The 25,616-nt window shown below is 47.1% G+C and carries 25 protein-coding genes, 1 pseudogene and 1 other annotated feature; of the genes and pseudogenes, 19 read left to right on the top strand and 7 right to left on the bottom strand.

All coding sequences use genetic code 11. From position 1 onward, the window contains the following. Positions 1 to 5: 5 nt before the first annotated feature. Positions 6 to 755, bottom strand: coding sequence for a glucosamine-6-phosphate deaminase (gene nagB, locus ACQXR1_RS19240; RefSeq protein WP_430772697.1), 750 nt, complete (start codon positions 753 to 755; stop codon positions 6 to 8). 218 nt (positions 756 to 973) lie between these two features. Here nagB and gamR point away from each other — a divergent pair, with 218 nt between their 5' ends. From gamR to ACQXR1_RS19225, 3 genes are all read left to right on the top strand, one after another. Beyond that, complete coding sequence (gene gamR, locus ACQXR1_RS19235) at positions 974 to 1,681, top strand: transcriptional regulator GamR (RefSeq protein WP_003234841.1); 708 nt, start codon at positions 974 to 976, stop codon at positions 1,679 to 1,681. 33 nt (positions 1,682 to 1,714) lie between these two features. Beyond that, positions 1,715 to 1,990, top strand: coding sequence for a DUF1648 domain-containing protein (locus tag ACQXR1_RS19230; protein ID WP_172640157.1), 276 nt, complete (start codon positions 1,715 to 1,717; stop codon positions 1,988 to 1,990). A gap of 207 nt (positions 1,991 to 2,197) precedes the next feature. Next, positions 2,198 to 3,268 (top strand): branched-chain amino acid aminotransferase, encoded by a 1,071-nt coding sequence (locus tag ACQXR1_RS19225; RefSeq protein ID WP_069839762.1) that lies wholly within the window; start codon positions 2,198 to 2,200, stop codon positions 3,266 to 3,268. Positions 3,269 to 3,304: 36 nt separating this feature from the next. Here the strand turns inward: ACQXR1_RS19225 and mmuP are convergent, their stop codons facing one another. The 4 genes from mmuP to ACQXR1_RS19205 form a co-directional block, all read right to left on the bottom strand. Then, positions 3,305 to 4,717 carry an S-methylmethionine permease gene (gene mmuP / locus ACQXR1_RS19220; RefSeq protein WP_430772696.1) on the bottom strand — a complete coding sequence of 471 codons (1,413 nt, stop codon included), beginning with the start codon at positions 4,715 to 4,717 and terminating at the stop codon, positions 3,305 to 3,307. 120 nt (positions 4,718 to 4,837) lie between these two features. Further along, positions 4,838 to 5,785: a homocysteine S-methyltransferase gene (gene mmuM / locus ACQXR1_RS19215; RefSeq protein ID WP_430772695.1), complete on the bottom strand. Its 948-nt coding sequence runs from the start codon at positions 5,783 to 5,785 to the stop codon at positions 4,838 to 4,840. Positions 5,786 to 5,911: 126 nt separating this feature from the next. Further along, entirely contained in the window at positions 5,912 to 7,348 is a 1,437-nt protein-coding gene (locus ACQXR1_RS19210; protein ID WP_014662627.1) for an alanine/glycine:cation symporter family protein, read from the bottom strand. A gap of 21 nt (positions 7,349 to 7,369) precedes the next feature. Next, the gene (locus ACQXR1_RS19205; protein ID WP_069839766.1) at positions 7,370 to 8,353 is read right to left on the bottom strand and encodes a glutaminase; all 984 of its coding nucleotides are present in this window, start codon (positions 8,351 to 8,353) and stop codon (positions 7,370 to 7,372) included. A gap of 301 nt (positions 8,354 to 8,654) precedes the next feature. On the opposite strand from ACQXR1_RS19205, the gene glnK reads away from it, so the two are divergent. From glnK to ACQXR1_RS19130, 15 genes are all read left to right on the top strand, one after another. Continuing rightward, on the top strand, positions 8,655 to 9,887 hold the full coding sequence (glnK, locus tag ACQXR1_RS19200; protein WP_430772705.1) for a two-component system sensor histidine kinase GlnK: 1,233 nt from the start codon (positions 8,655 to 8,657) through the stop codon (positions 9,885 to 9,887). Positions 9,888 to 9,897: 10 nt separating this feature from the next. Then, the gene (glnL, locus tag ACQXR1_RS19195) at positions 9,898 to 10,842 is read left to right on the top strand and encodes a glutamine utilization two-component system response regulator GlnL (RefSeq protein WP_430772694.1); all 945 of its coding nucleotides are present in this window, start codon (positions 9,898 to 9,900) and stop codon (positions 10,840 to 10,842) included. A 225-nt stretch (positions 10,843 to 11,067) separates the two neighbouring features. Beyond that, positions 11,068 to 11,994: a 5-dehydro-4-deoxyglucarate dehydratase gene (gene kdgD, locus ACQXR1_RS19190; protein WP_041521239.1), complete on the top strand. Its 927-nt coding sequence runs from the start codon at positions 11,068 to 11,070 to the stop codon at positions 11,992 to 11,994. A 29-nt stretch (positions 11,995 to 12,023) separates the two neighbouring features. Continuing rightward, a complete protein-coding gene (gene gucD, locus ACQXR1_RS19185; RefSeq protein ID WP_103031492.1) occupies positions 12,024 to 13,490 on the top strand; it encodes an alpha-ketoglutaric semialdehyde dehydrogenase GucD in 1,467 nt (488 codons plus the stop codon). Positions 13,491 to 13,574: 84 nt separating this feature from the next. Next, complete coding sequence (gene gudP / locus ACQXR1_RS19180; protein ID WP_430772693.1) at positions 13,575 to 14,942, top strand: glucarate transporter GudP; 1,368 nt, start codon at positions 13,575 to 13,577, stop codon at positions 14,940 to 14,942. 36 nt (positions 14,943 to 14,978) lie between these two features. Beyond that, positions 14,979 to 16,346 (top strand): glucarate dehydratase, encoded by a 1,368-nt coding sequence (gudD, locus tag ACQXR1_RS19175; protein WP_430772692.1) that lies wholly within the window; start codon positions 14,979 to 14,981, stop codon positions 16,344 to 16,346. 69 nt (positions 16,347 to 16,415) lie between these two features. After that, positions 16,416 to 17,117 (top strand): FadR/GntR family transcriptional regulator, encoded by a 702-nt coding sequence (locus tag ACQXR1_RS19170; RefSeq protein ID WP_014662635.1) that lies wholly within the window; start codon positions 16,416 to 16,418, stop codon positions 17,115 to 17,117. A 92-nt stretch (positions 17,118 to 17,209) separates the two neighbouring features. Then, the gene (garD, locus tag ACQXR1_RS19165) at positions 17,210 to 18,742 is read left to right on the top strand and encodes a galactarate dehydratase (RefSeq protein ID WP_430772691.1); all 1,533 of its coding nucleotides are present in this window, start codon (positions 17,210 to 17,212) and stop codon (positions 18,740 to 18,742) included. A gap of 279 nt (positions 18,743 to 19,021) precedes the next feature. After that, positions 19,022 to 19,942, top strand: coding sequence for a macrolide 2'-phosphotransferase MphK (mphK, locus tag ACQXR1_RS19160; protein ID WP_430772704.1), 921 nt, complete (start codon positions 19,022 to 19,024; stop codon positions 19,940 to 19,942). Positions 19,943 to 19,998: 56 nt separating this feature from the next. Beyond that, positions 19,999 to 20,246, top strand: a binding site (T-box leader). A gap of 97 nt (positions 20,247 to 20,343) precedes the next feature. Beyond that, positions 20,344 to 20,505 (top strand): anti-TRAP regulator, encoded by a 162-nt coding sequence (gene rtpA / locus ACQXR1_RS19155; RefSeq protein ID WP_003234807.1) that lies wholly within the window; start codon positions 20,344 to 20,346, stop codon positions 20,503 to 20,505. A 20-nt stretch (positions 20,506 to 20,525) separates the two neighbouring features. After that, entirely contained in the window at positions 20,526 to 21,464 is a 939-nt protein-coding gene (locus ACQXR1_RS19150; RefSeq protein WP_430772690.1) for a DMT family transporter, read from the top strand. Positions 21,465 to 21,560: 96 nt separating this feature from the next. Continuing rightward, positions 21,561 to 22,241, top strand: coding sequence for a two-component system response regulator YcbL (ycbL, locus tag ACQXR1_RS19145; protein WP_080478300.1), 681 nt, complete (start codon positions 21,561 to 21,563; stop codon positions 22,239 to 22,241). A 1-nt stretch (position 22,242) separates the two neighbouring features. Next, positions 22,243 to 23,178 (top strand): HAMP domain-containing histidine kinase, encoded by a 936-nt coding sequence (locus tag ACQXR1_RS19140; RefSeq protein ID WP_430772689.1) that lies wholly within the window; start codon positions 22,243 to 22,245, stop codon positions 23,176 to 23,178. A 91-nt stretch (positions 23,179 to 23,269) separates the two neighbouring features. Further along, positions 23,270 to 24,193, top strand: a complete 924-nt coding sequence (locus tag ACQXR1_RS19135; protein WP_326350480.1) for an ABC transporter ATP-binding protein — start codon at positions 23,270 to 23,272, stop codon at positions 24,191 to 24,193. An 18-nt stretch (positions 24,194 to 24,211) separates the two neighbouring features. After that, positions 24,212 to 24,898 (top strand): ABC transporter permease, encoded by a 687-nt coding sequence (locus ACQXR1_RS19130; RefSeq protein ID WP_430772703.1) that lies wholly within the window; start codon positions 24,212 to 24,214, stop codon positions 24,896 to 24,898. Here ACQXR1_RS19130 and ACQXR1_RS19125 read toward each other — a convergent pair. Beyond that, positions 24,862 to 24,993, bottom strand: a pseudogene (locus tag ACQXR1_RS19125) (hypothetical protein); the annotation flags it as partial. The gene ACQXR1_RS19130 and the pseudogene ACQXR1_RS19125 sit on opposite strands and share 37 nt — an antisense overlap. After that, entirely contained in the window at positions 24,953 to 25,339 is a 387-nt protein-coding gene (locus tag ACQXR1_RS19120) for a YndM family protein (RefSeq protein ID WP_014662645.1), read from the bottom strand. The pseudogene ACQXR1_RS19125 and the gene ACQXR1_RS19120, both read right to left, overlap by 41 nt. 89 nt (positions 25,340 to 25,428) lie before the next feature. Between ACQXR1_RS19120 and ACQXR1_RS19115 the strand changes: the two genes are divergently transcribed. Further along, positions 25,429 to 25,605: a hypothetical protein gene (locus ACQXR1_RS19115; protein ID WP_306289211.1), complete on the top strand. Its 177-nt coding sequence runs from the start codon at positions 25,429 to 25,431 to the stop codon at positions 25,603 to 25,605. Positions 25,606 to 25,616: the final 11 nt, after the last annotated feature.

Here is a 25,616-nt window from a genome sequence, read left to right as displayed (position 1 = left end):
TGTTTTTATGAGTATGGTGCACTCTTTAATTTTTGAGCTGCTTTATTATCGACGATAACGGTTACATGATTGTGTTTTTGAAGAATGGAGGCCGGTACATCTGTCGTGACAGGACCTTCAGCCATCTTTTGAATGGCGTCTGCTTTTTCCTCGCCGCTTGCTAAAAGCACAATATGTTTGCTGAATTCCATGATGGTTTTAATGCCCATTGAAATCGCGAGTCTCGGCACCAGCACCGGATCACCGCCGAAGAATCTGGCATTTGCCTGTATCGTGCTTTCTGAGAGCTTCACAACACGTGTCCGGTCCTCAAAATCAGATCCCGGTTCATTGAAACCGATATGGCCATTGGCGCCGATGCCGAGAATTTGGACATCAATGCCTCCCGCCTGGCGGATGAGATTTTCGTATACCTTGCATTGAGCCTCAAGCTGCGGATTGTCTCCTTGCGGGATATGAATATGATCAGGCTGCATATTGATATGCTGAAAAAGATGCTCATGCATAAATTTGTTATAGCTTTGAGGATGAAATGGAGAGAGACCAGCGTACTCATCCAAATTAAATGTAGTAACCTTTGAAAAATCAATTTCACCTGCCTGATAGTCTAAAATCAGCTGCTTGTACAAGCCGACCGGCGTGCTTCCGGTTGCCAGGCCGAGAACGGCATCTTTCTTAGCTTGTATTTGCTCTTTAATAATGGCAGCGCTTAACTTACAGAGTTCATCGTAGTGCTCAGCAATCAGAATCTTCATGTGACACCCCCTCAAAGAGATAGACAAGCACCATATTTGTTATGACCAATTTTCGATACTTGTCATTACGAATTTAGCACCAGCGTTATCAAACTGTCAATATCAATTTCTGAAAATTTGTTATAAAGGAAGGATACAAATCTTTCATATTGGGATGGCAAATGGTATTATGGTCTCAATGAAAAAGAACGGATTGCATACAGAATGGGGAGAATGAAATGACAGCTTTATATTCTGTTATCAAGTTTAAAATCATTGAATTAATTAAGTCGGGCAAATATCAGGCGAATGATCAGCTGCCGACGGAGAGTGAGTTTTGCGAACAATATGATGTCAGCAGAACAACTGTGAGACTGGCCCTGCAGCAGCTAGAGCTTGAAGGATATATTAAGAGAATTCAGGGGAAAGGGACGTTTGTATCGGCGGCAAAAATACAAACGCCGATTCCGCATAAGATTACGAGCTTTGCAGAACAAATGAGAGGCCTGCGTTCTGAATCAAAAGTGCTTGAGCTTGTGGTGATACCCGCTGATCACTCCATTGCCGAGCTTTTGAAAATGAAAGAGAATGAACCTGTCAACAAGCTTGTCAGAGTCAGATACGCCGAGGGGGAGCCTTTGCAGTATCATACCTCGTATATTCCCTGGAAGGCGGCACCGGGGCTGGCGCAGGAGGAATGCACCGGCTCGCTGTTTGAATTGTTAAGGACAAAATACAATATTGAAATCAGCAGGGGAACGGAATCGATCGAACCGATTTTAACGGATGAAACGATCAGCGGCCACTTATTAACCAATGTCGGAGCGCCTGCGTTTTTATCAGAATCCCTTACCTATGATAAAAATGAAGAAGTGGTGGAATATGCGCAAATTATTACGCGGGGAGACCGAACGAAATTCACCGTAGAACAGTCATATCATTCATAAAGCAATACGTGATAAGAAGGGAATGGTCGTTCTATGTTTCTATTGACGAATGGAAAAGTGCTGTGGGGAGCTGTGATTGCTGCATTTATCCTTTCACTAGTGTTTTACCCTTTTCTGCCGGCGCAGATGCCGATTCATTATGATGTAGCGAACAGCCCGGATCTGACAGTGAACAAGCTGGCGGGGACTGTGATGCTGCCTGTTTTGATGGTGGTGTTTGCATGGGCGCGGAAGATCAATTGGCAATTAGTGTTCGCAGTGTATATTTTGCTGATTTGCCACATTGTCGTCCTATGTTTAGCGGTCTAAATCAAACAGCCAGAATAAAACTGGCTGTTTTTCTTTAATTTCAGCTTCATCTGACAATGAATGTGGTGTATAATAGCTGATGATCCTAAAGAATATTCTGAAATTTATCGGTGTGGAGCAGCGTATCATGAAAGGAAGGGCTATATTTTTTGCAGCCTAAAAAAGACTGAATATTTAAACAATTATACGAAAGGTGTGCTGGTCAGATTGAATAAGCTTATTGAACGAGAAAAAACTGGATATTATAAGGAAAAGCCCGACCCGTCTTCCTTGGGGTTTGGACAATATTTTACAGATTATATGTTTGTGATGGACTACGAAGAGGGAATTGGATGGCATCATCCGAGAATTGCACCGTACGCACCGCTTACGCTCGATCCGTCTTCATCTGTTTTTCATTACGGCCAGGCTGTTTTTGAAGGATTAAAAGCATACAGAACAGAGGATGGCAGGGTGCTGCTGTTCCGTCCGGATCAAAATATCAAACGGCTGAACAGATCGTGTGAGCGCATGAGCATGCCCCCTTTAGACGAAGAGCTTGTGCTTGAGGCATTGACGCAATTAGTTGAGCTGGAGAAAGATTGGGTTCCAAAGGAAAAAGGAACGTCACTTTATATTCGTCCTTTTGTCATTGCCACAGAACCGAGTCTCGGTGTGAAGGCATCCAGGAGCTATACATTTATGATCGTGCTTTCGCCTGTCGGCTCCTATTATGGCGACGATCAGCTGAAGCCGGTTAGAATCTATGTCGAAGATGAGTATGTGCGGGCGGTCAACGGCGGAGTCGGATTTGCAAAAACGGCTGGGAACTACGCGGCCAGTCTTCAGGCACAGCGGAAAGCGAATGAGCTGGGCTATGACCAGGTACTGTGGCTGGACGCCATTGAAAAGAAATATGTGGAAGAAGTAGGGAGCATGAACATCTTTTTCGTCATAAACGGGGAAGCTGTCACACCTGCTTTAAGCGGAAGCATTTTAAGCGGGGTGACACGCGCGTCTGCGATTGAACTGATTCGAAGCTGGGGCATTCCGGTTCGTGAAGAGAGAATATCAATTGATGAGGTGTATGCGGCCTCTGCACGCGGAGAATTGACAGAGGTCTTCGGCACAGGCACGGCAGCCGTCGTTACGCCTGTCGGTGAACTCAACATTCATGGAAAAACGGTGATTGTAGGCGACGGGCAAATCGGGGACCTCTCGAAAAAGCTGTATGAAACGATAACAGATATTCAGCTTGGCAAGGTAAAAGGCCCGTTCAACTGGACAGTGGAAGTGTAAAAATTGAAAAAGAACCTGCCTGAAGGCAGGTTCTTTTTATTTTGAATGAGTCATATCAGCAGCCGGCAGGCTTTTGCGGTTTTTCACATAATACATTGCATAGCAAATGGCCATAAACGGAACGCCGCAATACAGTGCGATTCTTTGATTCGGATCAAAGGCAATGCCAATGACGGAAGCCAGGCATAACAGAAACGCTGCAATCGGCACGATCGGATACAAAGGCGTTCTGTATTTCAAATCAGAAACTTTGTTTCCCGCTTCGATATAACGTTTTCTGAACATGAATTGAGATGCAGCGATTCCCATCCACACGACAACGACAGCAAAACCGGAAATCGACACGAGCACAACGTATACAGTGTCTGGTGCAAATACACTGGACAGCAGCGACAGAATGCCGCCGATCATGCTGAACACCAGCGCGTTAAACGGGGTTCCTTTTGACGTCAGCTTTGCAAATGTCGGATGAAGCGTTTTTTCTTTTGATAAAGACCACAGCATCCGGGAAGAAGCGTAGAGCCCGGAATTAGCCGCTGACAGGATCGCTGTCAGGATAACAAAGTTCATGAGATCGGCCGCGTATGGTACACCGACTCTATCAAAGACAGCGACAAACGGGCTTTTGATGACACCTGCATCTTGAATCGGAATCAGCCCTGACAGCACAAAAATTGTTCCGACAAAGAAGAGTGAGAGGCGCCAGACCGTTGTTTTAATCGCTTTTGGTATCGTCTTGTCCGGATCAACGCTTTCACCCGCTGCGATTCCGATCAGTTCCGTTCCCGAGAAGGCAAAATTGACGGACAGCATCGTCATCAATATCGGAATAAATCCATTAGGAAAGAGCCCGCCTTCCGCCGTGAAGTTAGACAGCATCGGAGCGGCTTCTCCGCCTTTGATCGGGATGAGGCCGAACATGGTAGAACCGCCTAAAAGAATAAATAATATGATGGCTAATACTTTGATGCTGGAAAACCAAAATTCTGATTCAGCGAAAAACCTGACCGAAAATGCGTTAAGCAAGAAAATGAACAGCGCAAATACGGCACTCCACATCCAAACCGATGTATGGGGAAACCAGCGCTGCATTAACAGGCCGGCTGCTGTGAATTCCGATCCCAATGCCACGGTCCATGTCAGCCAGTACAGCCAAGCGACCGTAAAGCCGGTGCCAGGCCCTATGTATTTGGCCGCATAGGTGTGAAAGGCGCCGGTCACAGGCATGGCGACTGACAGCTCACCGAGGCATAGCATGACCAGATAGACAATTCCGGCCCCGACTAAGTAGGCAAGTATCGTTCCAGCCGGGCCTGCCTGCTGAATGGTATAGCCAGAGCTTAAAAACAGTCCTGTTCCGATGACACCTCCTAAGGAAAGCATAAAGAGGTGCCGGCTTTTCATACTTCTCTGAAAGGTTGTCTCATTCTTGTTGTGAGCAGAGTCCATCTTTTTCCAACTTTCTATCGGCGATTTATTTCCTTCCTAATAAAAAATCTCATGTCAGGAAGTGACACGAGACTCCGGCGAACCGGCTTTAAGTTAGAATATACAAACAATTCCGATAAGTCAAGTTGTTTTTAAAGAGCGGACCCAAGCCGCGATTTCTTGAATATCTTCGGGTTTTGTCCGGCAGCAGCCGCCGATCAGCTTCGCACCTTTTTCATGCCAGGTGCGGGCGCTCGCCCCGTAAGATTCTGCGCATGCTGCGCCGTTCCACGTTTTAGTTTCCGGATCATATTGCTCACCTGAATTCGGGTAGACGATGATCGGCTTTGACGTGTTCTTTTTTAACTCCTCTATCAAGGAAGAAATATGCTGAAGCGGTGTACAGTTTATGCCGAGCGCTGCAATTTGGCGATGTTCATCAAGCCGCGCCGCGCAGTCAGCGGCCGATGTTCCGTCACTGATATGCAGGCCGTCTTTGGCACTGAAGCTGATCCACGCATACGTTTCGGGAAATTCCTTCAACAGCCGCACAATCGCTTTTGCTTCAGTCAGACACGGGATCGTTTCGCATGCCAAAACATCAGCTCCGGCTTCAATCAGCGCTTTCATCCGGGGACGATGAAATTCAATCAGTTCATCTTCTGATATTGCATAGTTGCCGCGATACTCAGAACCATCTGCAAGATAAGCGCCATAAGGGCCTACAGAAGCCGCAATGATCGGTTTTGGCCGATTCAAACGGTTTTCTTCAAACGACCAAAATTCATCACGTGCTTCAGCTGCGATGCTGACGGACAACTCGATGAGCCGGCGTGCTTCCGCTTCGCTCAGCCCGCGTGCGGCAAAGCCTTCGAATGTGGACTGATAGCTGGCGGTGATCGCACAGTCGGCGCCTGCCGCGAAATAATCAGTATGAACTTGTTTAATCAGGTCCGGTTCTTCCATCAGGATTTTTGCCGACCACAGACTGTCGTTCAAGTCACAGCCCTTGCGTTCAAGCTCGGTCGCCATGGCGCCGTCTAGCACAATAAGCGGGAATGTATCTAGTATGTGTTGGATAGGATTCATAGAATGTACCGATGCCTTCTTTCAGATTTTTTAAAAAGATATGAAAATCGTAATGGAGGCTTACGTGTTTGTCAATAAACGCAAATAGAGAAAGGTGTTCAGCCCATATGTCTGAACACCTCTTTTTTATGATATTTGTTTGTTGTGTGAGTCTGACGATGTATCAGAAAGCGGCCAGCATTCAATGCCGTTGTGGTTTTTGAGCACATCTTTATAGAAGACCGGATCTTTGCCAGCTTTTTTCTGGCGTGTATAGTCCTTCAGCGCTGTAAAAACGACCTTTGATAATAAGAAAATTGCAATTAAATTCACGACGACCATCAAGCCCATGAATAAATCAGCAAGATCCCAGACGAGCTGGACTTTGGCGACACAGCCAAACACAATCATCGCCAGCACGCCGATACGGTAAACGAATATTAGTTTTTTGCTTTTGTTCAAAAAGCCAATATTGGTTTCGCCATAATAATAGTTTCCGATTAAAGCACAGAATCCGAATAACAAAATCAGAATGGCGAGAAAGCCTGATGCCCATGATCCGACATGGGAGCTTAGAGAGGCTTGTGTCAAGGCGATTCCGCTCAGACCCGGAGTATGATAGGCATCCGAAAACAGAATGATAAAGGCGGTGCTTGTACAAATGACCAGTGTATCAGTAAGCACACCAAAAGCTTGGATCAGCCCCTGTTTGACGGGGTGGCTTGTTGTGGCGGTGGCAGCGGCATTCGGTGCGCTCCCCATTCCCGCTTCGTTTGAAAAGATTCCCCGTCTGACGCCTTGCATGAGTGCCGCGCCCAAAGCCCCGCCGGCGGCCTGGTCAAAACCAAACGCATTTTTCACGATTAGCGCAAGCACATCTGGCAGCTGCGTAATGTTGGTGAAAATGACGAAAAACGCAACTCCGATATACAGGACAGCCAATACGACGACAATGGATTCAGCCAATTTTGCAATGCGCTTGACTCCGCCGAAAATGATCGTGCCGAATACAGCAATTAAAATGAGTCCCAATGTCAGGCGGTTTGTGCCGAACGCGTTTTCAAAGGCAAGGCTGACTGTATTGGATTGAACCGAGTTGAAGACGATACCGAACGATAAGGTGATTAACACAGCGAACAGCGCGCCCATCCACCTTTTGTTCAGCCCTTTTTCCATGTAATACGCCGGCCCGCCGCGGAAGCCGTTTACATCTTTTACTTTATAAATCTGAGCCAGTGTGCTTTCCACAAAGCTGGATGCTGATCCGATAATGGCGATAATCCACATCCAGAAGATTGCACCGGGCCCGCCGAGTGCAATGGCGATGGCAATGCCCGTAATATTTCCCGTTCCGACACGGGCTGCCATGCTGATGCAAAAGGCTTGAAACGGAGAAATGGTGTTTTTCGACCGGGAAGCAGCACCTTCTCTTAACACTCTCACCATTTCTTTCAACATGCGAACCTGTAAAAACTTAAGCCTGAACGTAAAATAGATTCCAAGAGAAAGAAGCAATACAATTAATAGCTTTGACCACAAAAGATCATTTGCGATACCGACGATATGTTCCAGGATTTGCTGCATACAATCACCTCTTTTTTATGTTTAAAAAATACTGAGTTCCCACTCCTGTGCCATATGCTTCAGCAGCATACCCCCGGTGAGGCTGTTGCCGTATTCGTCAATGGCAGGCCCGTAAATGCCGATACCGCATCCGGATTGAAAAGGCTGTTCTCTTCTGGCGCTTGGAGGAACCAGCGCCATGATGCCGCCGGAGACACCGCTTTTGGCCGGCACGCCGACAAACGCCGCATATTTGCCTGAAGCATTGTACATGCCGCACGTCAGCATTAACGCCTTGGCCAATTTTGCCACATCTTTTGGAATCACCTGCTCGCGTCGAATCGGATGATACCCGTCATGGGCAAGGATCAGGCCGATCAACGCGATGTCTTCTGTGGTGCTCTCCATGGCGCATTGCTTCAAGTACACCTCAAGTGTTTCTTCTACGTCAGCTTCTAAAAAGTTTGTTTCTTTTAAATAGTAGGCCAGCGCTCTGTTGCGGTGGGCGGTTTCCCATTCAGAACGGAACACTTCCTCATTAATTCTCGGTTGTTTTCCTATTAAGGTTTCCATCACCGAGTATAGAAACTCGAGCTTCTTGTATGCCGATTCACCGGGAAGAATCGAGGCGATGGTAAGGGCACCCGCGTTGATCATGGGATTAAACGGCTTTCCCGGCTTGTTGATTTCGAGCCGAATGATTGAATTAAAGGCATCGCCTGTCGGTTCGACATCTACGCGGTCCAGCACATAGGGAATGCCGCGGCTCATGCAGGCGGCGATAAAGCTGATCACTTTGGAAATGCTTTGCAGGGTAAAAGGGACGTTCCAATCGCCGGCATGTATCATCGTTCCGTCAGGCTCCAATATACAAATGCCGAGCTGTGAGTCATTGACTTTTCCTAAAGCGGGGATATAGTTTGCACTTTGTCCATTGGCGGCAAAGGGGCGATAATGCTCAACCCAATGATGCAGCTGTGACGCCGGGTTTATTTCTTTCAGAGTCTCTTTTATCAATTCTTTCATCGAATTCCTCCTCACTGATTTTCTTCTTTAAGGACTGAGGTTTATCAAAGCGAAGGCTGAAGGGGCGTTAAACGCTTTCATAAAAGCGGATGGTACATTTACTGTATAATGGCGACTACAGAATCATACAAAATACGACAAAAACATTTTGAAAATAAGCAGTAAGATTTATAAAAACCTGATTTTCTGGGTCAAAAGCAATTTGCAGGTTTTCTCCCGTTTCTCCAAAATAAAAAGCGAGGATGTGATCATCATAAAACTGGAACGTTTTATCGAAAAAGACGGATATATACTGGCTCTCATGCTGATTACGGTGCCGCTGGCCGGTGAACTGAAATTTTATCCCCTCAATGAAGAATTCCGGGTCAGCTTTGGCGCACCGGTTTTTTTCTTCTTTTTATCGTTGTTGCGGCATGTGCCCGCTGTGCTGCCAGGTTTTCTGACTGGAGCGGCTGTTTTTATCTTTCGCGTCTTTCTGGAATTATGGGGCGGAGGGCACAACGGATTGACTTCGATTCTGTATGACCAAGCGTCTAGCTTTTTCTTTTATATGACTTACGCCTGCCTGTTTTACATACTAAAGGCCAATCGTTTCCGTGAACGGCCGATTATGCTCGGTTTCATTGGGTTTATGATTGAAGTTGTGTCAGATTGTGTCGAGCTGGCTGTGCAATTTCTCATTTTTCATACGGTTGTCACGCCTGAGGAAATTACTGACATTGCGGTGATTGCGATTTCTCACACATTTATCGTGATGAGCTTTTATAGTGTGCTGAAGCTGTATGAAACACAATCGAGAGAAAAACAGACAAGGCAGCAGCATGAGCACATGCTGATGATCGTTTCTAATTTATATGAAGAAACGGTGCATCTAAAAAAGACTTTGAAAACGACAGAGAAAGTGACAAACGATTCGTATCAGCTCTATCGGGAAATGAAGGGCAAGGATCATCAGCTCAGCGGCAGAATCCTGAGACTGGCCGGGGAGATTCATGAAGTGAAAAAGGACAACCAACGGATATTCGCCGGGCTTTCAAAACTGATTTCGAATGAGAGTTTGAGAGATTATATGAGGGCTTCTGATTTGCTGCAGCTCGTGATTCGAATGAATGAAAAGTACGCTGAAGCACTGGGAAAGCAGATTGATTTTTACTGCTCCATAGAGGGAGAGCATGACGAATATCACGTATTTATTGTGCTTTCGATCATTAATAATCTAACGGCAAATGCGGTAGAAGCTATGGATGAAGAGGGAATGATCAGCCTGAGGCTCCATAAGTTAAATGAGAGTATGGTAGAATTTCAGGTGGAAGACAATGGTCCCGGTATATCTGAAAAAATAGGGGAGATTGTGTTCGACCCGGGCTTTACTTCAAAATATGACGAATTCGGCACGCCTTCTACGGGAATAGGACTTTCCTATGTGAAGGAAATGGTGACTGAACTAGATGGGGATATTACGTTTGATAATCAGCAGCGGGGAGTGGTGTTTGCCATCAGGCTGCCTGTCCGGCATTTGATTCAGAAAGGGTGAACCGAAAGCTATGCGTTTTTTTATCGCTGATGATGACCGTGCGGTACGGTCGATTTTAAGGCAGATCATTGAGGACGAGGATCTTGGGGAAGCTGCTGGTGAAGCAGAAGACGGAAGCCAAGTGGAAGGGCATATGCTGCAGTTCAAACAGATTGATATTTTATTAATTGATCTGTTAATGCCCGGAAGAGACGGCATTGAGACCATTCGTGAGATCCAGCATACGTACTCCGGCAAAATCGTCATGATCTCTCAAGTGGAGGCAAAGGAAATGGTCGGAGAAGCGTACTCGCTCGGCATCGAATATTTTATCCATAAGCCGATTAACCGCATTGAAATTGTTACGGTTCTCCAAAAGGTGAAGGAGCGGATTGAGCTTGAACACTCGATTGGAGCCATTCAGCATTCACTAAGCCGGCTTGTCAATCGGACTGATCGGAAAGCGCGTCCCCAGCAGAAGAGTGACAGCGATTTAAAAGAGGCGGGAGCATTTCTGCTGTCCGAGCTGGGCATGATGGGAGAAGGCGGCGCGCAGGATCTCATGGCAGTCCTGCAGTATTTAGCAGAATACGAGCAATCCGAGCCGCACGAAAAACAAAGCCCTTCGCTAAAACAAATATTCACCCAAGTAGCCGAACGGAAGCTGGGGACAGGGGCCTCTCAGACGGAGGTCAATCGAGAAATGAAAGCCTCAGAGCAGCGTATCCGCAGAGCGATTATCCATTCGCTGCACCATTTTGCATCACTGGGGACAACTGATTTTTCGAATCCAAAATTTGAAACCTATGCGTCGAAGTTCTTTGATTTTCCGGTAGTCAGCCAGAAAATGAAAGAACTCCAATCCAAGGATGCAAAACCTCTCGCCCCTGCTAGAATAAATATGAAAAAATTCATCCACGTGTTTTTTTTGGAAGCGAAGCTTTTGCACGAGACGATGAAACAAAGAAGGATATAAACCAAACAGCCGGCTGATCCGGCTGTTTTTTTGCTGCGCAGAATCCCGGCGGGACAGCGATTTACTGTTTTTTTATAAAATATCAGAAAATAAAGATATTGACTTATTGTTTATTTGTCTTACAATTAAACAAAAGGATATATGGGAAGGAGCGGATGTGAAACAAAGATTAATAAAGCGCTTTCAGTTAGGGGCTGTATACACAAATAACAGGAGGTTATGTTGATGAGCCGTATCAGAAAAGCACCCGCTGGCATTTTAGGTTTTCCGGTTGCTCCTTTTAACACACAAGGAAAGCTGGAGGAAGAAGCTCTTTTTCAAAACATTGAGTTTTTGCTGAAAGAGGGCTTAGAAGCGATATTTATCGCTTGCGGGTCTGGTGAATTTCAATCTCTCAGCCAGAAGGAATATGAGCAAATGGTGGAAGTCGCAGTCTCTGCAGCCGGGGGAAAGGTGCCGGTTTACACTGGGGTGGGCGGCAACCTCAGCACAGCGCTTGAATGGGCGCAGCTGTCGGAGAAAAAGGGCGCCGACGGCTACTTGATCCTGCCCCCGTATTTGGTGCATGGCGAACAGGAGGGGCTGTATCAGTATGCGAAAACGATTATTGAAAGCACTGACTTGAATGCGATTCTCTATCAGCGTGATAACGCCATTCTCGCTGTAGAACAGATCAAACGCTTGACCGAATGTGAACAGCTTGTCGGTGTCAAAGACGGGGTAGGGAATATGGATTTAAATATTAACCTCGTCTATACGATCGGCGACCGCTTAGGATGGCTCAACGGAATGCCGATGGCTGAAGTGACGATGCCGGCTTACCTGCCGATCGGATTCCACTCTTACTCTTCAGCGATTTCAAATTATATCCCGCATATTTCGCGAATGTTTTATGATGCATTGAAAAACGGAGATGCCGAGCTGGTGAAGGAAATTTATCAGCATGTGATTCTCCCAATCAACGACATTCGCAAACAACGAAAGGGCTACGCCGTATCCTTGATTAAAGCGGGGATGGAGATCATGGGGCTGAATGTAAGAAATACAGCCAGACCGCCTGTCGGCCCGGTTGAAAAGGATCATTATCAGCAATTGGAAGCGATTTTGAAGCAGGCGGCTGACCGTTTTCCGAAAAAAGCCGCAACGGTTTGACCAGAAAAAACACGAAAGGGGTAATGGGCATGTCTGTGATCACGGAACAAAACACGTATCTCAATTTTATTAACGGAGAGTGGGTTCAGTCTCAATCAGGCGATATGGTTAAGGTCGAAAACCCTGCCGATGTGAATGATATTGTCGGTTATGTACAGAATTCAACAGCTGAGGATGTGGAACGTGCCGTCGCCGCCGCCAATAAAGCCAAAACGGCTTGGAGAAAGCTGACGGGTGCCGAGCGCGGCCAATACTTATACAAAACAGCGGATATCATGGAGCGGCGCTTGGAGGAAATCGCTGCCTGTGCAACGCGTGAAATGGGCAAAACACTGCCGGAAGCGAAGGGAGAAACAGCCCGGGGGATTGCCATTCTGCGCTATTACGCCGGAGAGGGCATGCGCAAAACGGGTGACGTCATTCCGTCTACTGACAAAGACGCGCTCATGTTCACCACCCGTGTCCCACTCGGTGTGGTCGGCGTGATTTCTCCGTGGAATTTCCCGGTGGCGATACCGATTTGGAAAATGGCGCCGGCACTGGTATACGGCAATACAGTTGTCATCAAACCGGCAACAGAAACAGCCGTGACATGCGCGAAGCTCATTGCCTGCTTTGAGGAAGCGGGGCTGCCGGCAGGGGTCATCAATTTGGTGACAGGCCCGGGCTCTGTTGTCGGGCAGGGGCTTGCTGAGCATGACGGTGTAAACGCCGTTACGTTTACCGGTTCAAATCAAGTCGGAAAAATCATCGGGCAAGCCGCTTTAGCGAGGGGAGCTAAATATCAGCTTGAAATGGGCGGCAAAAACCCTGTCATCGTAGCTGATGACGCTGACCTTGAAGCTGCGGCTGAAGCTGTCATTACGGGGGCCTTTCGTTCAACCGGCCAGAAATGCACCGCGACAAGCCGTGTCATCGTGCAAAGCGGCATTTATGAGCGCTTTAAAGAAAAACTGCTTCAGCGCACAAAGGATATTACAATCGGAGACAGCTTAAAAGAGGATGTCTGGATGGGACCGATCGCCAGCAAGAATCAGCTTGATAACTGCCTGTCATACATTGAGAAAGGCAAGCGGGAGGGCGCTTCCCTTTTAATGGGAGGAGAAAAGCTGGAGAACGGAAAGTATCAAAACGGCTATTATGTTCAGCCTGCGATCTTTGACAATGTGACATCTGAGATGACGATTGCCCAGGAGGAAATCTTCGGTCCGGTGATTGCTTTGATCAAGGTTGATTCGATGGAGGAGGCGCTGGACATCGCCAATGATGTGAAGTTCGGTTTAAGTGCATCCATCTTCACGGAAAACATCGGCAAAATGCTTTCTTTCATTGATGAAATTGATGCCGGGCTGGTTCGGGTCAATGCAGAAAGCGCAGGCGTTGAGCTGCAGGCGCCTTTTGGCGGCATGAAGCAGTCGAGCTCCCACTCCCGCGAACAGGGTGAGGCGGCGAAGGACTTTTTCACAGCGATCAAAACCGTTTTTGTGAAGCCGTAATGGTGCTGGAAAGAGGCGTATGTCTCTTTCCCAGCTTTATCACAGCCAGCATATGATTCTCTACTTTGAAAAGGAGAAGATACTATGAAAAAAGACTTTGCGAGTGTTACACCGGCGGGCAAAAAAACGTCTGTGCGCTGGTTCATCGTGTTTATGCTGTTTCTTGTGACCTCTATTAACTACGCGGATCGAGCGACGCTTTCCATCACCGGAGATTCCGTCCAGCATGATTTGGGATTGGATTCGGTCGCCATGGGATATGTCTTTTCTGCCTTTGGCTGGGCCTATGTCATCGGGCAGCTTCCGGGCGGCTGGCTGCTGGACCGTTTTGGTTCAAAGACTGTCATTGCGTTAAGCATCTTTTTCTGGTCGTTTTTTACGCTGCTGCAAGGGGCGATTGGCTTTTTCTCAGCCGGCACAGCGATTATCCTGCTGTTTGCACTGCGTTTTCTGGTAGGCTTATCAGAAGCGCCTTCATTTCCCGGAAACGGCAGAGTTGTTGCCTCATGGTTTCCAAGTTCCGAGCGCGGGACAGCTTCAGCTTTTTTTAATTCAGCACAATACTTCGCAATCGTCATATTTTCTCCTTTAATGGGCTGGCTCACCCACTCTTTCGGCTGGCATTCCGTCTTCGTTGTCATGGGGGCTGCGGGGATTCTTCTGGCTGTCATCTGGCTAAAAACGGTGTATGAACCGAAAAAACACCCAAAGATTAACGAAGCTGAGCTTGCGTACATCGAACAGGGCGGCGGGCTGATTTCCATGGATGACAGTAAAAGCAAACAAGAAACAGAATCGAAATGGCCGTATATCAAACAGCTGTTAACGAACCGCATGCTGATTGGCGTGTACATCGCGCAATATTGCATTACGACTCTCACCTATTTCTTTCTCACATGGTTTCCGGTATATTTGGTTCAGGCCCGCGGCATGTCTATTCTAGAAGCTGGGTTTGTCGCCTCCTTGCCGGCGCTGTGCGGATTTGCCGGCGGCGTGCTTGGAGGTATTGTGTCAGACATCTTACTCAAAAAAGGCCGTTCACTGACCTTTGCTAGAAAAGTGCCAATCATTGCCGGCATGTTGCTGTCTTGCAGTATGATTGTCTGCAACTACACAGATTCAGCATGGCTCGTCGTTATCATTATGTCGCTCGCGTTTTTCGGAAAAGGCTTCGGCGCATTGGGCTGGGCTGTCGTGTCGGACACGTCTCCGAAAGAGTGTGCAGGATTAAGCGGCGGTTTGTTCAACACTTTCGGAAATATTGCCTCGATTACAACACCGATTATTATCGGTTACATCGTCAATGCCACAGGATCATTTAATGGCGCGCTCGTGTTTGTCGGCGCTAATGCGATTGTTGCGATCCTCAGCTATTTGCTGCTGGTCGGCCCGATTAAACGGGTCGTGTTAAAAAAACAAGAACAAGACCCCGATCAATCATTGCCTGTCTAATATTTATGAAAGCGCTTTATAAAAGGAGGAAAAAGCATGGGCTCATCAATACAAGAGCAGGTTCAAAAAGAAAAAAGATCGAATATTCCCTCAATTTCAGAAATGAAGGTGATTCCGGTTGCGGGACATGACAGCATGCTGCTGAACCTAAGCGGAGCGCACAGCCCGTTTTTTACCCGGAATATCGTAATCTTAACAGACAGCAGCGGAAATCAGGGAGTCGGTGAGGTGCCAGGCGGAGAGCGTATTCGCCGCACACTGGAGCTGGCAGAGCCGCTTGTTGTCGGAAAATCTATTGGTGCGTACCAGGCGATATTGCAAAGGGTCAGAAAGCAGTTTGGCGATCAGGACAGGGGAGGACGCGGAATCCAGACGTTTGATTTGCGCACCACTGTGCACGCCGTCACCGCATTGGAAGCGTCTTTGTTGGATTTGCTTGGAAAATTTCTTCAGGAACCTGTCGCAGCTTTGCTTGGCGAAGGGAAGCAGCGAGATGAAGTGAAAATGCTTGGTTACCTTTTTTACATCGGCGACCGAAAGCGGACGACCTTGCCGTATCAAAGCGATGAGCAGTCAGATTGTGCGTGGTTCCGTCTGCGCCATGAGGAAGCGCTGACGCCGGAGGGCATTGTGCGTCTTGCCGAATCTGCACAGGAGCGCTATGGCTTTCAGGATTTCAAGCTCAAAGGCGGGGTGCTGCGGGGAGAAGAAGAAATCGAAGCTGTTACCGCCTTATCGAAACGTTTTCCAGAGGCAAGAATCACCCTTGATCCGAACGGGGCGTGGTCATTAGAGGAAGCTATTGCATTATGCAAAGGAAAGCAAGATGTGCTCGCGTACGCAGAAGATCCATGCGGGGATGAGAACGGCTACTCCGCTCGCGAAGTGATGGCTGAATTTCGCCGCGCGACAGGGCTTCCGACTGCGACAAATATGATTGCGACCGACTGGCGGGAAATGGGTCACGCGATTCAGCTTCATGCGGTGGATATACCGCTGGCTGATCCGCACTTTTGGACGATGCAAGGGTCGGTGCGGGTGGCGCAAATGTGCCATGATTGGGGTTTGACATGGGGCTCGCACTCCAACAACCACTTTGATATTTCCCTTGCGATGTTTACCCATGTGGCAGCAGCGGCTCCGGGGCGCATCACGGCGATTGATACCCATTGGATCTGGCAGGACGGCCAGCGATTAACGAAACAGCCTTTTGAGATTTCCGCTGGCTGTGTCAAAGTCCCGGATAAACCTGGGCTAGGCGTCGATATTGATATGGAACAAGTGGAAAAAGCGCATGAGATCTACCGGAAAATGAATGTAGGCGCCCGAAATGACGCGATTTCTATGCAGTTCCTGATCCGCAACTGGGAATTTGACCGGAAGCGCCCGTGTCTTGTGCGATAAGTTTTATTGTAAATATTGTCATATCGGCTATTTTGTCTTACAATTGAACAACTGAAGGGAGAGTTGTTCGTGTACGAAGGTTTAGAGGATTTGAAAGTCGATACAGTCAATCGGAAAACATTAGCCAAACAGGTCATCGAACGGATTGTCCATTTATTATCGAGCGGACAGTTGAGGGCCGGAGACAAATTGCCGACAGAAATGGAACTGATGGACATTTTGCATGTCAGCAGGCCGGTGCTTCGGGAGGCGCTCAGTTCACTTGAAACGCTGGGCGTCATTACGAGAAAAACCCGCGGGGGCACATATTTCAACGATAAAATCGGCATGCAGCCATTTTCCGTCATGCTTGCCTTGGCGACTGATAATCTTCCGGCAATCATTGAAGCACGGATGGCGTTAGAACTCGGACTCGTGACGATTGCCGCGGAAAAAATCAATGAGGATGAGCTTCAGCGTTTGCAGAAGACAATCGACGACATTGCCAACAGCACTGACAATCTTTATGGTGAAGCAGATAAAGAGTTCCATCGAATTATAGCGTTAAGTGCCAATAATCCCGTTGTAGAGGGGATGATTCAATCCCTCTTAATCACCCATGCGAAAATTGACAGCCAAATTCCGTACAGGGAGAGAGATATAACGGTCGAATATCACAAAAAAATCTACGACGCCCTTGCCAACAGAGACCCTTACAAAGCGCATTACCACATGTATGAGCATCTGAAATTTGTCCGTGACAAAATTTTAAAAGGGCTGGATGAAAAGTAATGGTGAGACAACCGCAGTTGAAACGTAGGAGCTGCGGTTTTTTTAAAACCAATTAAGAAAACGCTTACTAATATATGAGGAGTGATTTTCATATGGCGATGAACCTCAGGCAAAACCAAGCGCCTCTCTACATCAAAGTGAATGCCACAGATAACACGGCGATTATTGTAAATGATGGAGGACTGCCAAAGGGCACTGTTTTTTCATGCGGACTCGTCCTTGAAGAGGATGTTCCTCAAGGCCATAAGGTGGCTTTAACCGATCTCAATCAAGGGGATGAGATCGTGCGTTACGGAGAGGTGATCGGATTTGCCGATGAGACGATCAAGCGCGGGAGCTGGATACGGGAATCCCTCGTGAGAATGCCCGATCCCCCGGCGTTAGGCGATCTTCCTCTCGCAAACAGAGTGCCGAAGCCGCTGCCCCCTCTTGAAGGATATACATTTGAAGGATACCGAAATGCGGACGGCAGTGCGGGGACAAAAAATATTCTCGGCATCACCACAAGTGTTCAATGTGTCGTTGGCGTTTTAGATTATGCGGTCAAACGGATCAAAGAAGAGCTGCTGCCGAAATACCCAAATGTCGATGACGTTGTGCCGCTGCATCATCAATACGGATGCGGCGTGGCGATCAATGCGCCCGACGCCGTCATTCCGATCCGCACGATTCAAAATCTCGCGAAGCATCCGAACTTCGGCGGAGAAGTAATGGTAATCGGATTGGGGTGTGAAAAGCTCCTTCCGGCAAGAATTGCCTCTGGGAATGATGATGACATTCTATCACTCCAGGATCATCAAGGTTTTGCGGCGATGATCCAATCCATTTTGGAAATGGCGGAGGAGCGGTTAATCAGACTGAACAGCAGAACCCGTGTGACATGCCCTGTTTCAGATCTGGTTATCGGCCTGCAATGCGGCGGCAGTGATGCGTTTTCCGGCGTGACGGCGAACCCTGCCGTGGGGTATGCGGCTGATTTATTGGTTCGCGCAGGTGCGACGGTTTTGTTTTCTGAAGTGACAGAGGTACGTGATGCCATTCATTTATTAACGCCGCGGGCTGTCAGTGAAGAGGTCGGACAATCGCTGATCAATGAGATGAAGTGGTATGACAGCTATCTCCGGCGGGGAGAAGCTGACCGAAGCGCAAACCCTTCACCAGGCAATAAAAAAGGCGGATTATCCAATGTGGTGGAAAAAGCGTTAGGCTCGGTGGCGAAATCAGGCACTAGCCCTATCTCCGGCGTGCTCGGCCCAGGTGAAAGGGCAGAGCAAAAAGGCCTGCTGTTCGCGGCGACACCGGCAAGCGATTTTGTGTGCGGCACCCTGCAGCTGGCTGCGGGCATGAATCTGCAGGTGTTTACGACAGGGAGGGGAACACCGTACGGCCTGGCGGCTGCACCGGTGCTGAAAGTATCGACGCGGCATTCATTATCAGAGCATTGGGCGGATTTAATCGATATCAATGCGGGCCGAATCGCGACAGGAGAGGCCAGTATCGAAGATGTAGGCTGGGAAATCTTCAGAACGATTTTGGATGTGGCAAGCGGCCGCAAACAAACGTGGGCTGACCGTTGGGGCCTTCATAATGATTTGTGCTTGTTCAATCCTGCTCCAGTGACTTGATTCATTTTTTTATAGCGAAGAGATGGAATATGCTGTAAAATGCAATTAACGTCTAGGAAACGGAGGGGTTACAGCATGGCATTCATTAGATTCCGAGTGACACGAATTCAATAGTGAACAACTCTCGCCTGAATGCGGGAGAATCGGGATGAATCCGCCTATGTGTGAGCCCTTATATGGTTATCAAAAAAGAGGGTGGCATGCTTGCCTTCTTTTTTTGTGCCTTCAAACATCCCTTCTCTCTACAGCAGGCCGGAGCATGAGAAAGGGGAAATGGGGATGACAAACCTTGCCGAAAAACAGCTAATTACAGAGATTGTCGGGCTTGCACGCAGCCAAGGTTTGACGGTTCATTCTAAGAACGCGCAATTGAATGAAACCGGAATGGACTTTCAAGTTGTATTTGCCGAGGACGATACAGGTATGCAATGGGTGCTGAGAAAGCCGCGTCGCAGTGATGTTGTGGAAAGAGCATCTGCGGAAGGCAAAACGCTTGCCTTTCTCCGCGCGAATCTTACAGCTGATGTGCCGGATTGGAGAATTCACACACCGGAATTGATCGCTTACCCAATGTTAAAAGGAACGCCGGCGGCTGAAATTGATTTGGAACAGAAACAATATGTATGGAACATGAATCATCAGCCGCCATCAGACGATTTTGTTCATACACTTGCCGGCATACTGGCAGAATTACATGGCACAAATCAAACAGCTGCCGGACAATCGGGAATAGAAGTGATAATGCCAGAAGATTTCAGGCAAATGACAGCAGACTCTATGGTTGATGTGAAAAATAAGCTTGGTGTATCTAGTCAGCTTTGGGAAAGATGGCAAACGTGGATAAATGATGATGCATACTGGCCTGGTTTTTCTGCACTGATACACGGCGATCTCCACCCGCCGCATATTCTTATCGACCAAAATGAACGTGTCACAGGGCTTCTGGATTGGACAGAAGCGAAGGTTGCCGATCCAGCCAAGGATTTTGTTCTTTATCAAACCATTTTCGGGGAAAAAGAAACTGCCCGTTTACTTGAACACTATGATCGAGCAGGCGGCCGAATATGGGCAAAAATGCAGGAGCACATTTCAGAGATGCAGGCGGCGTATCCGGTGGAAATCGCCAAGCTCGCTCTGCAAACACAGCAGGAGGAGCACGTTCATATGGCGCTGGAAGCACTCGGTGTAACATCGGATTAAGAATTGACTTCATTTCATGAACCAAGTAATATAAACTTTACAAATAATAGAACGGAACAACAATCGTGAGGAAGAGTAAGTACGCATCAGAATGGAGGTTCAGAGAGTCGGTGGCAGGTGTGAACCGATCCTCCCCTGATGCCGAATGGGCTTCTGAATTGCTTTGCTGAACGGATAGTAGGCGATGCCGGGTTTCTCTCCCCGTTACCAAGAGAGGAGTATTGAAACATAGGTTTTCTGTACTTAGAGTGAACGGCTGTATAGCTGTTAATAAAGGTGGTACCGCGAGACCCTCGTCCTTTGCATAGGATGGGGGTTTTTTTGTGTTTCTTAAAGGAGGTGACGGCCAATGGACGATGGCTGGTGGTGCATAGCAGATGAATAGGAAAGGAGGATGTCAAATGGTCATTGCAACTGACGATCTTGAGGTCGCATGTCCTAAATGTGAAAGAGCGGGAGAAATTGAAGGAACACCATGCCCGGCCTGCAGCGGGAAAGGTGTTATTCTGACTGCCCAAGGATATACGCTTCTCGATTTTATCCAAAAGCATTTGAATAAGTAAAGGAGAATAGCTGAGCTGAGATGAGAGAAGAAGAGAAGAGGAAGTTTCGCGAGGCCGCTTCAGGTACAATTTTTTTGCTGATCGGAACGGTTTGTTTTGCGTCTAAGTCAATTTGGATTAAATGGGCCTATCAAATGGGTGCTGAGCCAGATGCTGTGCTGCTATACAGGCAGCTGATGGCTGTTCCGCTGTTTTGGCTGATTTTTTTGATATACCGCCCTCCAATGCCAGACGGCAATAAAAAAGGAGACCTATGGAAGGCTTGTGGCACGGGAGTGTTTTGTTTTTTTCTGTCTCCCCTGCTTGATTTTATCGGGCTGAACCATGTATCCGCAATGGTTGAACGTATTTTGCTTATGAGCTGTCCGATATTTGTAATCCTATTTACAGCGTGTCGTGATCGGAATATGGTTACATTTCAGGACCTTTTCACAGTGCTGGCGGTCATGTTTGGCCTTTTCTTTGCGCTTGGCGGATGGGATACTGAGCTCTTTCAGGCAAATATGATTGGATCTGCATTCATTTTGTTATCCTCGGCCGTCTATGCTGGTTATCTTGTTCTTTCCGGGCGGCTCGTCCATCAAATCGGAGGCATCCGTCTTAATGCGTACGGGATGACAGCTGCCGGAGCGGCCATGATGCTTTACACAGGGATCAAATCGGCGGCTGGCATGAATACGCCAATAGCAGCATACCCGCTTGCTATGTACGGTGTTTTTGCGGTCATTGCAGTCGCTACCACTGTGGTTCCATTTGTGCTAATGCTTGAGGGTATTAAACGAATCGGGGCACAGCGAGCCGCCGCCATTTCAATGACAGGGCCTGTCCTGACGATTTTCTATGGGGCTTTATTTCTTGGTGAACGGCTTCGGCTTATTCAAGCCATCGGATGTGGTGCCGTATTCTTTGTCATTACGGTGATGGAATACAGGAAGCTGAAAACAGGAAAAAATGAATAATTTTTATAAAACACACACGTTTTTCAATTACAATAAGTGTAATTACGTGTGTGTTTTTTGATTTTGTAAAGGTTAGGTGAGAAGATGCAGAGCATATTGCTTGTGGAAGACGACCACTCAATCAGTGAAATGGTGGATCATTATTTAACAAAAGAAGGCTTTCGGATTGTACATGCTTTCGACGGAGAAGAGGGCATCCGGCTGTTTCAGCAGAGTTCATACGATTTGATCCTCCTCGATATCATGCTCCCGAAGCTGAACGGCATGGATTTTCTGAAAATCATCCGGGAAAGAAGCAATATACCGGTCTTAATGATTTCGGCAAAAGACGGAGAGGTTGACAAGGCATTGGGATTGGGTTTTGGGGCGGATGATTATATCGCCAAACCGTTTTCGATGATTGAGCTGACAGCAAGAGTAAAAGCCGCGATACGAAGGGCGACGCAATATTCAGCAGAGGAACCGGCTGAGAATAAGGTGATCCGGATTCACCAGCTTGCGATCGATATAGACAATGTCTCAGTTATGAAAAATGGAGAACCGCTTCAGCTGACATCAACAGAATGGCAGCTGCTGTGCCTATTTGCGGCAAATCCTAAAAAAGTGTTTACGAAAGAACAAATCTACCGTTCTGTCTGGAATGAAGAGTATTTTGGCGATCAAAACATTATTAACGTACATATGCGGCGGCTTAGAGAAAAGATTGAAGATGACCCCTCCTCCCCTCAATATATTAAAACGCTATGGGGCATCGGTTATAAATTAGGAGAGTTTTAGAATGACAGTGCTATGGATGGCCGCCGTCATCGTTCTGGCGTGCCTGAATGTGATTCAATTCATAATGAAAAAGAAGCGAGACGGGAATTTGGCATATATGGCAGAACAGCTTGGCTCCATGCTCAGGCAGGATTCGGCGGGGCGAATCTTGCTTCCTACAGATGATCAAACGCTCAAAGACTTGCTTGTTAACATCAATCTTTTCCTTGAGAATCGTCAGCAGATCAGTGCCCGGTTTGCGAAAACAGAGCATTCCATGAAGCGAATGCTGACCAATATGTCGCACGACCTGAAAACGCCGTTAACGGTCATTCTCGGTTATATCGAAACCATCCAAAGTGATCCGAACATGCCTGATGAAGAGCGGGAAAGATTGCTGGGGAAGCTCCGCCAGAAAACAAATGAACTCATTCAGATGATCAATTCCTTTTTTGATTTAGCGAAATTAGAATCTGAAGATAAAGACATCCCAATCACCAAAGTACATATGAACGACATATGCAAACGCAATATCCTGCATTATTATGACGCAGTTCAGTCTAAAGGCTTTCGTGCAGCCATTGATATCCCGGATACGCCGGTGTATGCGCAGGCGAATGAAGAGGCTCTGGACAGAATCCTGCAAAACCTATTGTCAAATGCGATTCAGTATGGCGCGGCCGGCAAGTTAATCGGACTGACGCTGTCATATGATGAGACGAACATTGCCATCACCATATGGGATCGCGGAAAAGGGATAAGTGAAACCGATCAGCAGCGGGTGTTTGAAAGGCTGTACACACTTGAAGAATCCAGAAATAAAGCATTTCAAGGAAGTGGTCTCGGTTTAACCATCACAAAGCGGCTTACAGAAAAAATGGGGGGCGCTATATCTGTCAAAAGCAAGCCGTACGAACGGACTGCATTTACGATCACATTGAAACGCATGACATTTTAAACGTAAGAATTTCGTAAGGTTTGAGAAATAAAAATGACAGGGCTCGCCGCTACAATAGAAAACAGGAAAAGAGAGGGAAGGAGAAACAAATTTGACTTATATCGTACAAACAAACGGACTGACCAAAACGTATCAGGGCAAAGAGGTTGTATCCGATGTCAGCATGCATATTAAAAAAGGTGAAATCTATGGCTTTCTCGGCCCGAACGGCGCGGGGAAAACAACCATTATGAAAATGCTGACTAGCCTTGTTAAACCGACAAGCGGTGAAATCAGCATCCTTGGGAATAAGCTCACCCACACGTCATATGAGGTGCTGGGGAACATCGGCAGCATGATTGAATATCCGATTTTTTATGAAAACCTGACAGCTGAAGAAAATTTAGAGCTGCATTGTGAATACATGGGATATCACAATAAAAAAGCCATTCAAGAAGTGCTGGATATGGTGAATTTAAAACAAATCAACGAGCAGCCCGTCAAAACCTTTTCGCTCGGAATGAAGCAGCGCCTTGGAATTGCGCGTGCCATCCTCACAAAGCCGGATCTGCTTATTCTGGATGAGCCGGTGAATGGGCTTGACCCTCTCGGCATTAAAAAAATCAGGCAATTGTTTCAAGTGCTGAGCAAAGAGTACGGGATGACACTGTTGATCTCAAGCCACTTGCTGAGTGAAATCGAACAAATTGCGGACACGATTGGCGTCATTCGGGACGGCAGACTGATTGAAGAGGTATCAATGGAGGATGTCAGAGGCCAGAACACTGAATACATTGAGCTTGTTACATTGAATCAGACAAAGGCCTGCTTTGTGCTTGAGAAAGAGCTGCATTTAACGAACTTTAAAATCTTAAATGAGAAAACGATTCGAATTTACGAGGCTGAAGCCTCTCAGTCTGACATATCCAAAGCGTTGATTTTGAATGATGTAGACATTGAATCAATGAACAAAAAGTATACGTCGCTGGAGGATTATTTTATCAACTTGATCAACGGCAATAGCATCAGTGCGTAAAGGAGGAGAGACACGTTGGTGAATTTGATCAGAATCGAATTAAGAAAAATGAAGATGGGCTGGTATGTCAGAGGCGCCCTCATTGCCAACCTGATTATTATGGGCTTTTTATGGCTGATCAGTTATTCTGAAAAAGCTGATGGCGGGGTTTCGTTCCAAAGCATGGAGGAAGCGTTTCTCATCATCGGCACCTTTGTCAGATCAGTATTTATCATTTTTGGCGCAGTGCTGATCGCAAAATTGGTGATTTCGGAATATAAAAACAAAACCATTCTTGTGATGTTCACGTACCCGATCAGCCGTAAAAAACTGCTTACAGCTAAGCTCATGATCGCGGCCGGACTGACGTTTATCACGATTTTACTTTCGAATATACTCATAGCCGCAGTTTTCTTTGGGGTGAACTCAATATACCATTTTATACCAGGTGAGTTAACTTCTGGAATCATTTCTCAGCAGGCGGTAAAAATGGCGGTTTTCACTTTTGGCGCCGCTGGAACGAGTTTAGTTCCCATCTTTTTTGGGATGCGTAAACACTCCGTTCCAGCAACCATCATTTCGTCTATAGTGATTGTAACGCTCACTAGTCAAACAAGTCCGGGCTTCTCGATTTCATCTGTTGTGTATATCCCATTATTTCTGGCGGCCCTCGGTTTCATTTTTTCCTGCATGGCGATCAGGAATGTAGACAAACAGGATGCTTGAAATAAGGCGCCCGCTATCCACAAAAGGCCGATGCTGTCAGCACCGGCCTTTCTATTATGAGTCTGTTCTTGTTTCAAGATAATGCTTCTTGCCAATCTCTTTGCTCATCATATAGAAATGGAAGCAATATTCACCGATTGCCATGGCAATCGCGCCGAATAAAGCCGCCAACGCAACTTCACCGCCAGTCATCCCCAGGGAAAGCGGCATACCCATCAGCCAGATAACGAGAAAGGCCAAGCCAAAGTCAGCCAAAGTTGCGATCATGTTATTCCATCTCGGCAATACATACAGATCCCCAAGCAAATAAGAAATAACTCCTAACACTATCGTCATTAAAAGCGTATCTCCAAACGTGAAACCAAAGCCCAGACCAAGCACCAGATACAACACAATAATCGTCATAATACCTTTAATCGCGAGCGCTTTCACATGTGTCACTACAATTCCTCCTTTTGTCAGTTGATTTGTTATGTATAATTCCTCAAATGTAAAAACTTAAACCTTATTTCGTGTTTTTCCGGAGGCGGGTGCAAAATTGCCGGGAGAGGGAGGCCCAGCGCCATACATTTATTAAGGCGGATGAATCAGCATTAAGTCTCCTGCTGTTCGTCAGCGGAAATTGCGGCGGCCGTCTCGCACCAGACGCTGCTTTGACGGCCAACCGCCCATTTGTAGCAAACAAAATGTTTGGTGTTTTTAGATGAATTAATTTAAA

The sequence above is a fragment of the Bacillus sp. ATD genome, assembly GCF_050585765.1.
GTDB classification, from domain to species: domain Bacteria; phylum Bacillota; class Bacilli; order Bacillales; family Bacillaceae; genus Bacillus; species Bacillus stercoris.
Note: the sequence above shows the minus strand (reverse complement) of the source record. Positions and strands in the feature narration are given on the sequence as shown.

Excerpts from the sequence above, each read along its gene's own strand:
- nagB (WP_430772697.1), bottom strand. The coding sequence starts at position 755 with ATGAAGATTCTGATTGCTGAGCACTACGATGAACTCTGTAAGTTAAGC.
- gamR (WP_003234841.1), top strand. The coding sequence starts at position 974 with ATGACAGCTTTATATTCTGTTATCAAGTTTAAAATCATTGAATTAATT.
- ACQXR1_RS19230 (WP_172640157.1), top strand. The coding sequence starts at position 1,715 with ATGTTTCTATTGACGAATGGAAAAGTGCTGTGGGGAGCTGTGATTGCT.
- mmuP (WP_430772696.1), bottom strand. The coding sequence starts at position 4,717 with ATGGACTCTGCTCACAACAAGAATGAGACAACCTTTCAGAGAAGTATG.
- mmuM (WP_430772695.1), bottom strand. The coding sequence starts at position 5,785 with ATGAATCCTATCCAACACATACTAGATACATTCCCGCTTATTGTGCTA.
- ACQXR1_RS19210 (WP_014662627.1), bottom strand. The coding sequence starts at position 7,348 with ATGCAGCAAATCCTGGAACATATCGTCGGTATCGCAAATGATCTTTTG.
- ACQXR1_RS19205 (WP_069839766.1), bottom strand. The coding sequence starts at position 8,353 with ATGAAAGAATTGATAAAAGAGACTCTGAAAGAAATAAACCCGGCGTCA.
- glnK (WP_430772705.1), top strand. The coding sequence starts at position 8,655 with ATGCTGATTACGGTGCCGCTGGCCGGTGAACTGAAATTTTATCCCCTC.
- glnL (WP_430772694.1), top strand. The coding sequence starts at position 9,898 with ATGCGTTTTTTTATCGCTGATGATGACCGTGCGGTACGGTCGATTTTA.
- kdgD (WP_041521239.1), top strand. The coding sequence starts at position 11,068 with ATGAGCCGTATCAGAAAAGCACCCGCTGGCATTTTAGGTTTTCCGGTT.
- gucD (WP_103031492.1), top strand. The coding sequence starts at position 12,024 with ATGTCTGTGATCACGGAACAAAACACGTATCTCAATTTTATTAACGGA.
- gudP (WP_430772693.1), top strand. The coding sequence starts at position 13,575 with ATGAAAAAAGACTTTGCGAGTGTTACACCGGCGGGCAAAAAAACGTCT.
- gudD (WP_430772692.1), top strand. The coding sequence starts at position 14,979 with ATGGGCTCATCAATACAAGAGCAGGTTCAAAAAGAAAAAAGATCGAAT.
- garD (WP_430772691.1), top strand. The coding sequence starts at position 17,210 with ATGGCGATGAACCTCAGGCAAAACCAAGCGCCTCTCTACATCAAAGTG.
- mphK (WP_430772704.1), top strand. The coding sequence starts at position 19,022 with ATGACAAACCTTGCCGAAAAACAGCTAATTACAGAGATTGTCGGGCTT.
- rtpA (WP_003234807.1), top strand. The coding sequence starts at position 20,344 with ATGGTCATTGCAACTGACGATCTTGAGGTCGCATGTCCTAAATGTGAA.
- ACQXR1_RS19150 (WP_430772690.1), top strand. The coding sequence starts at position 20,526 with ATGAGAGAAGAAGAGAAGAGGAAGTTTCGCGAGGCCGCTTCAGGTACA.
- ACQXR1_RS19140 (WP_430772689.1), top strand. The coding sequence starts at position 22,243 with ATGACAGTGCTATGGATGGCCGCCGTCATCGTTCTGGCGTGCCTGAAT.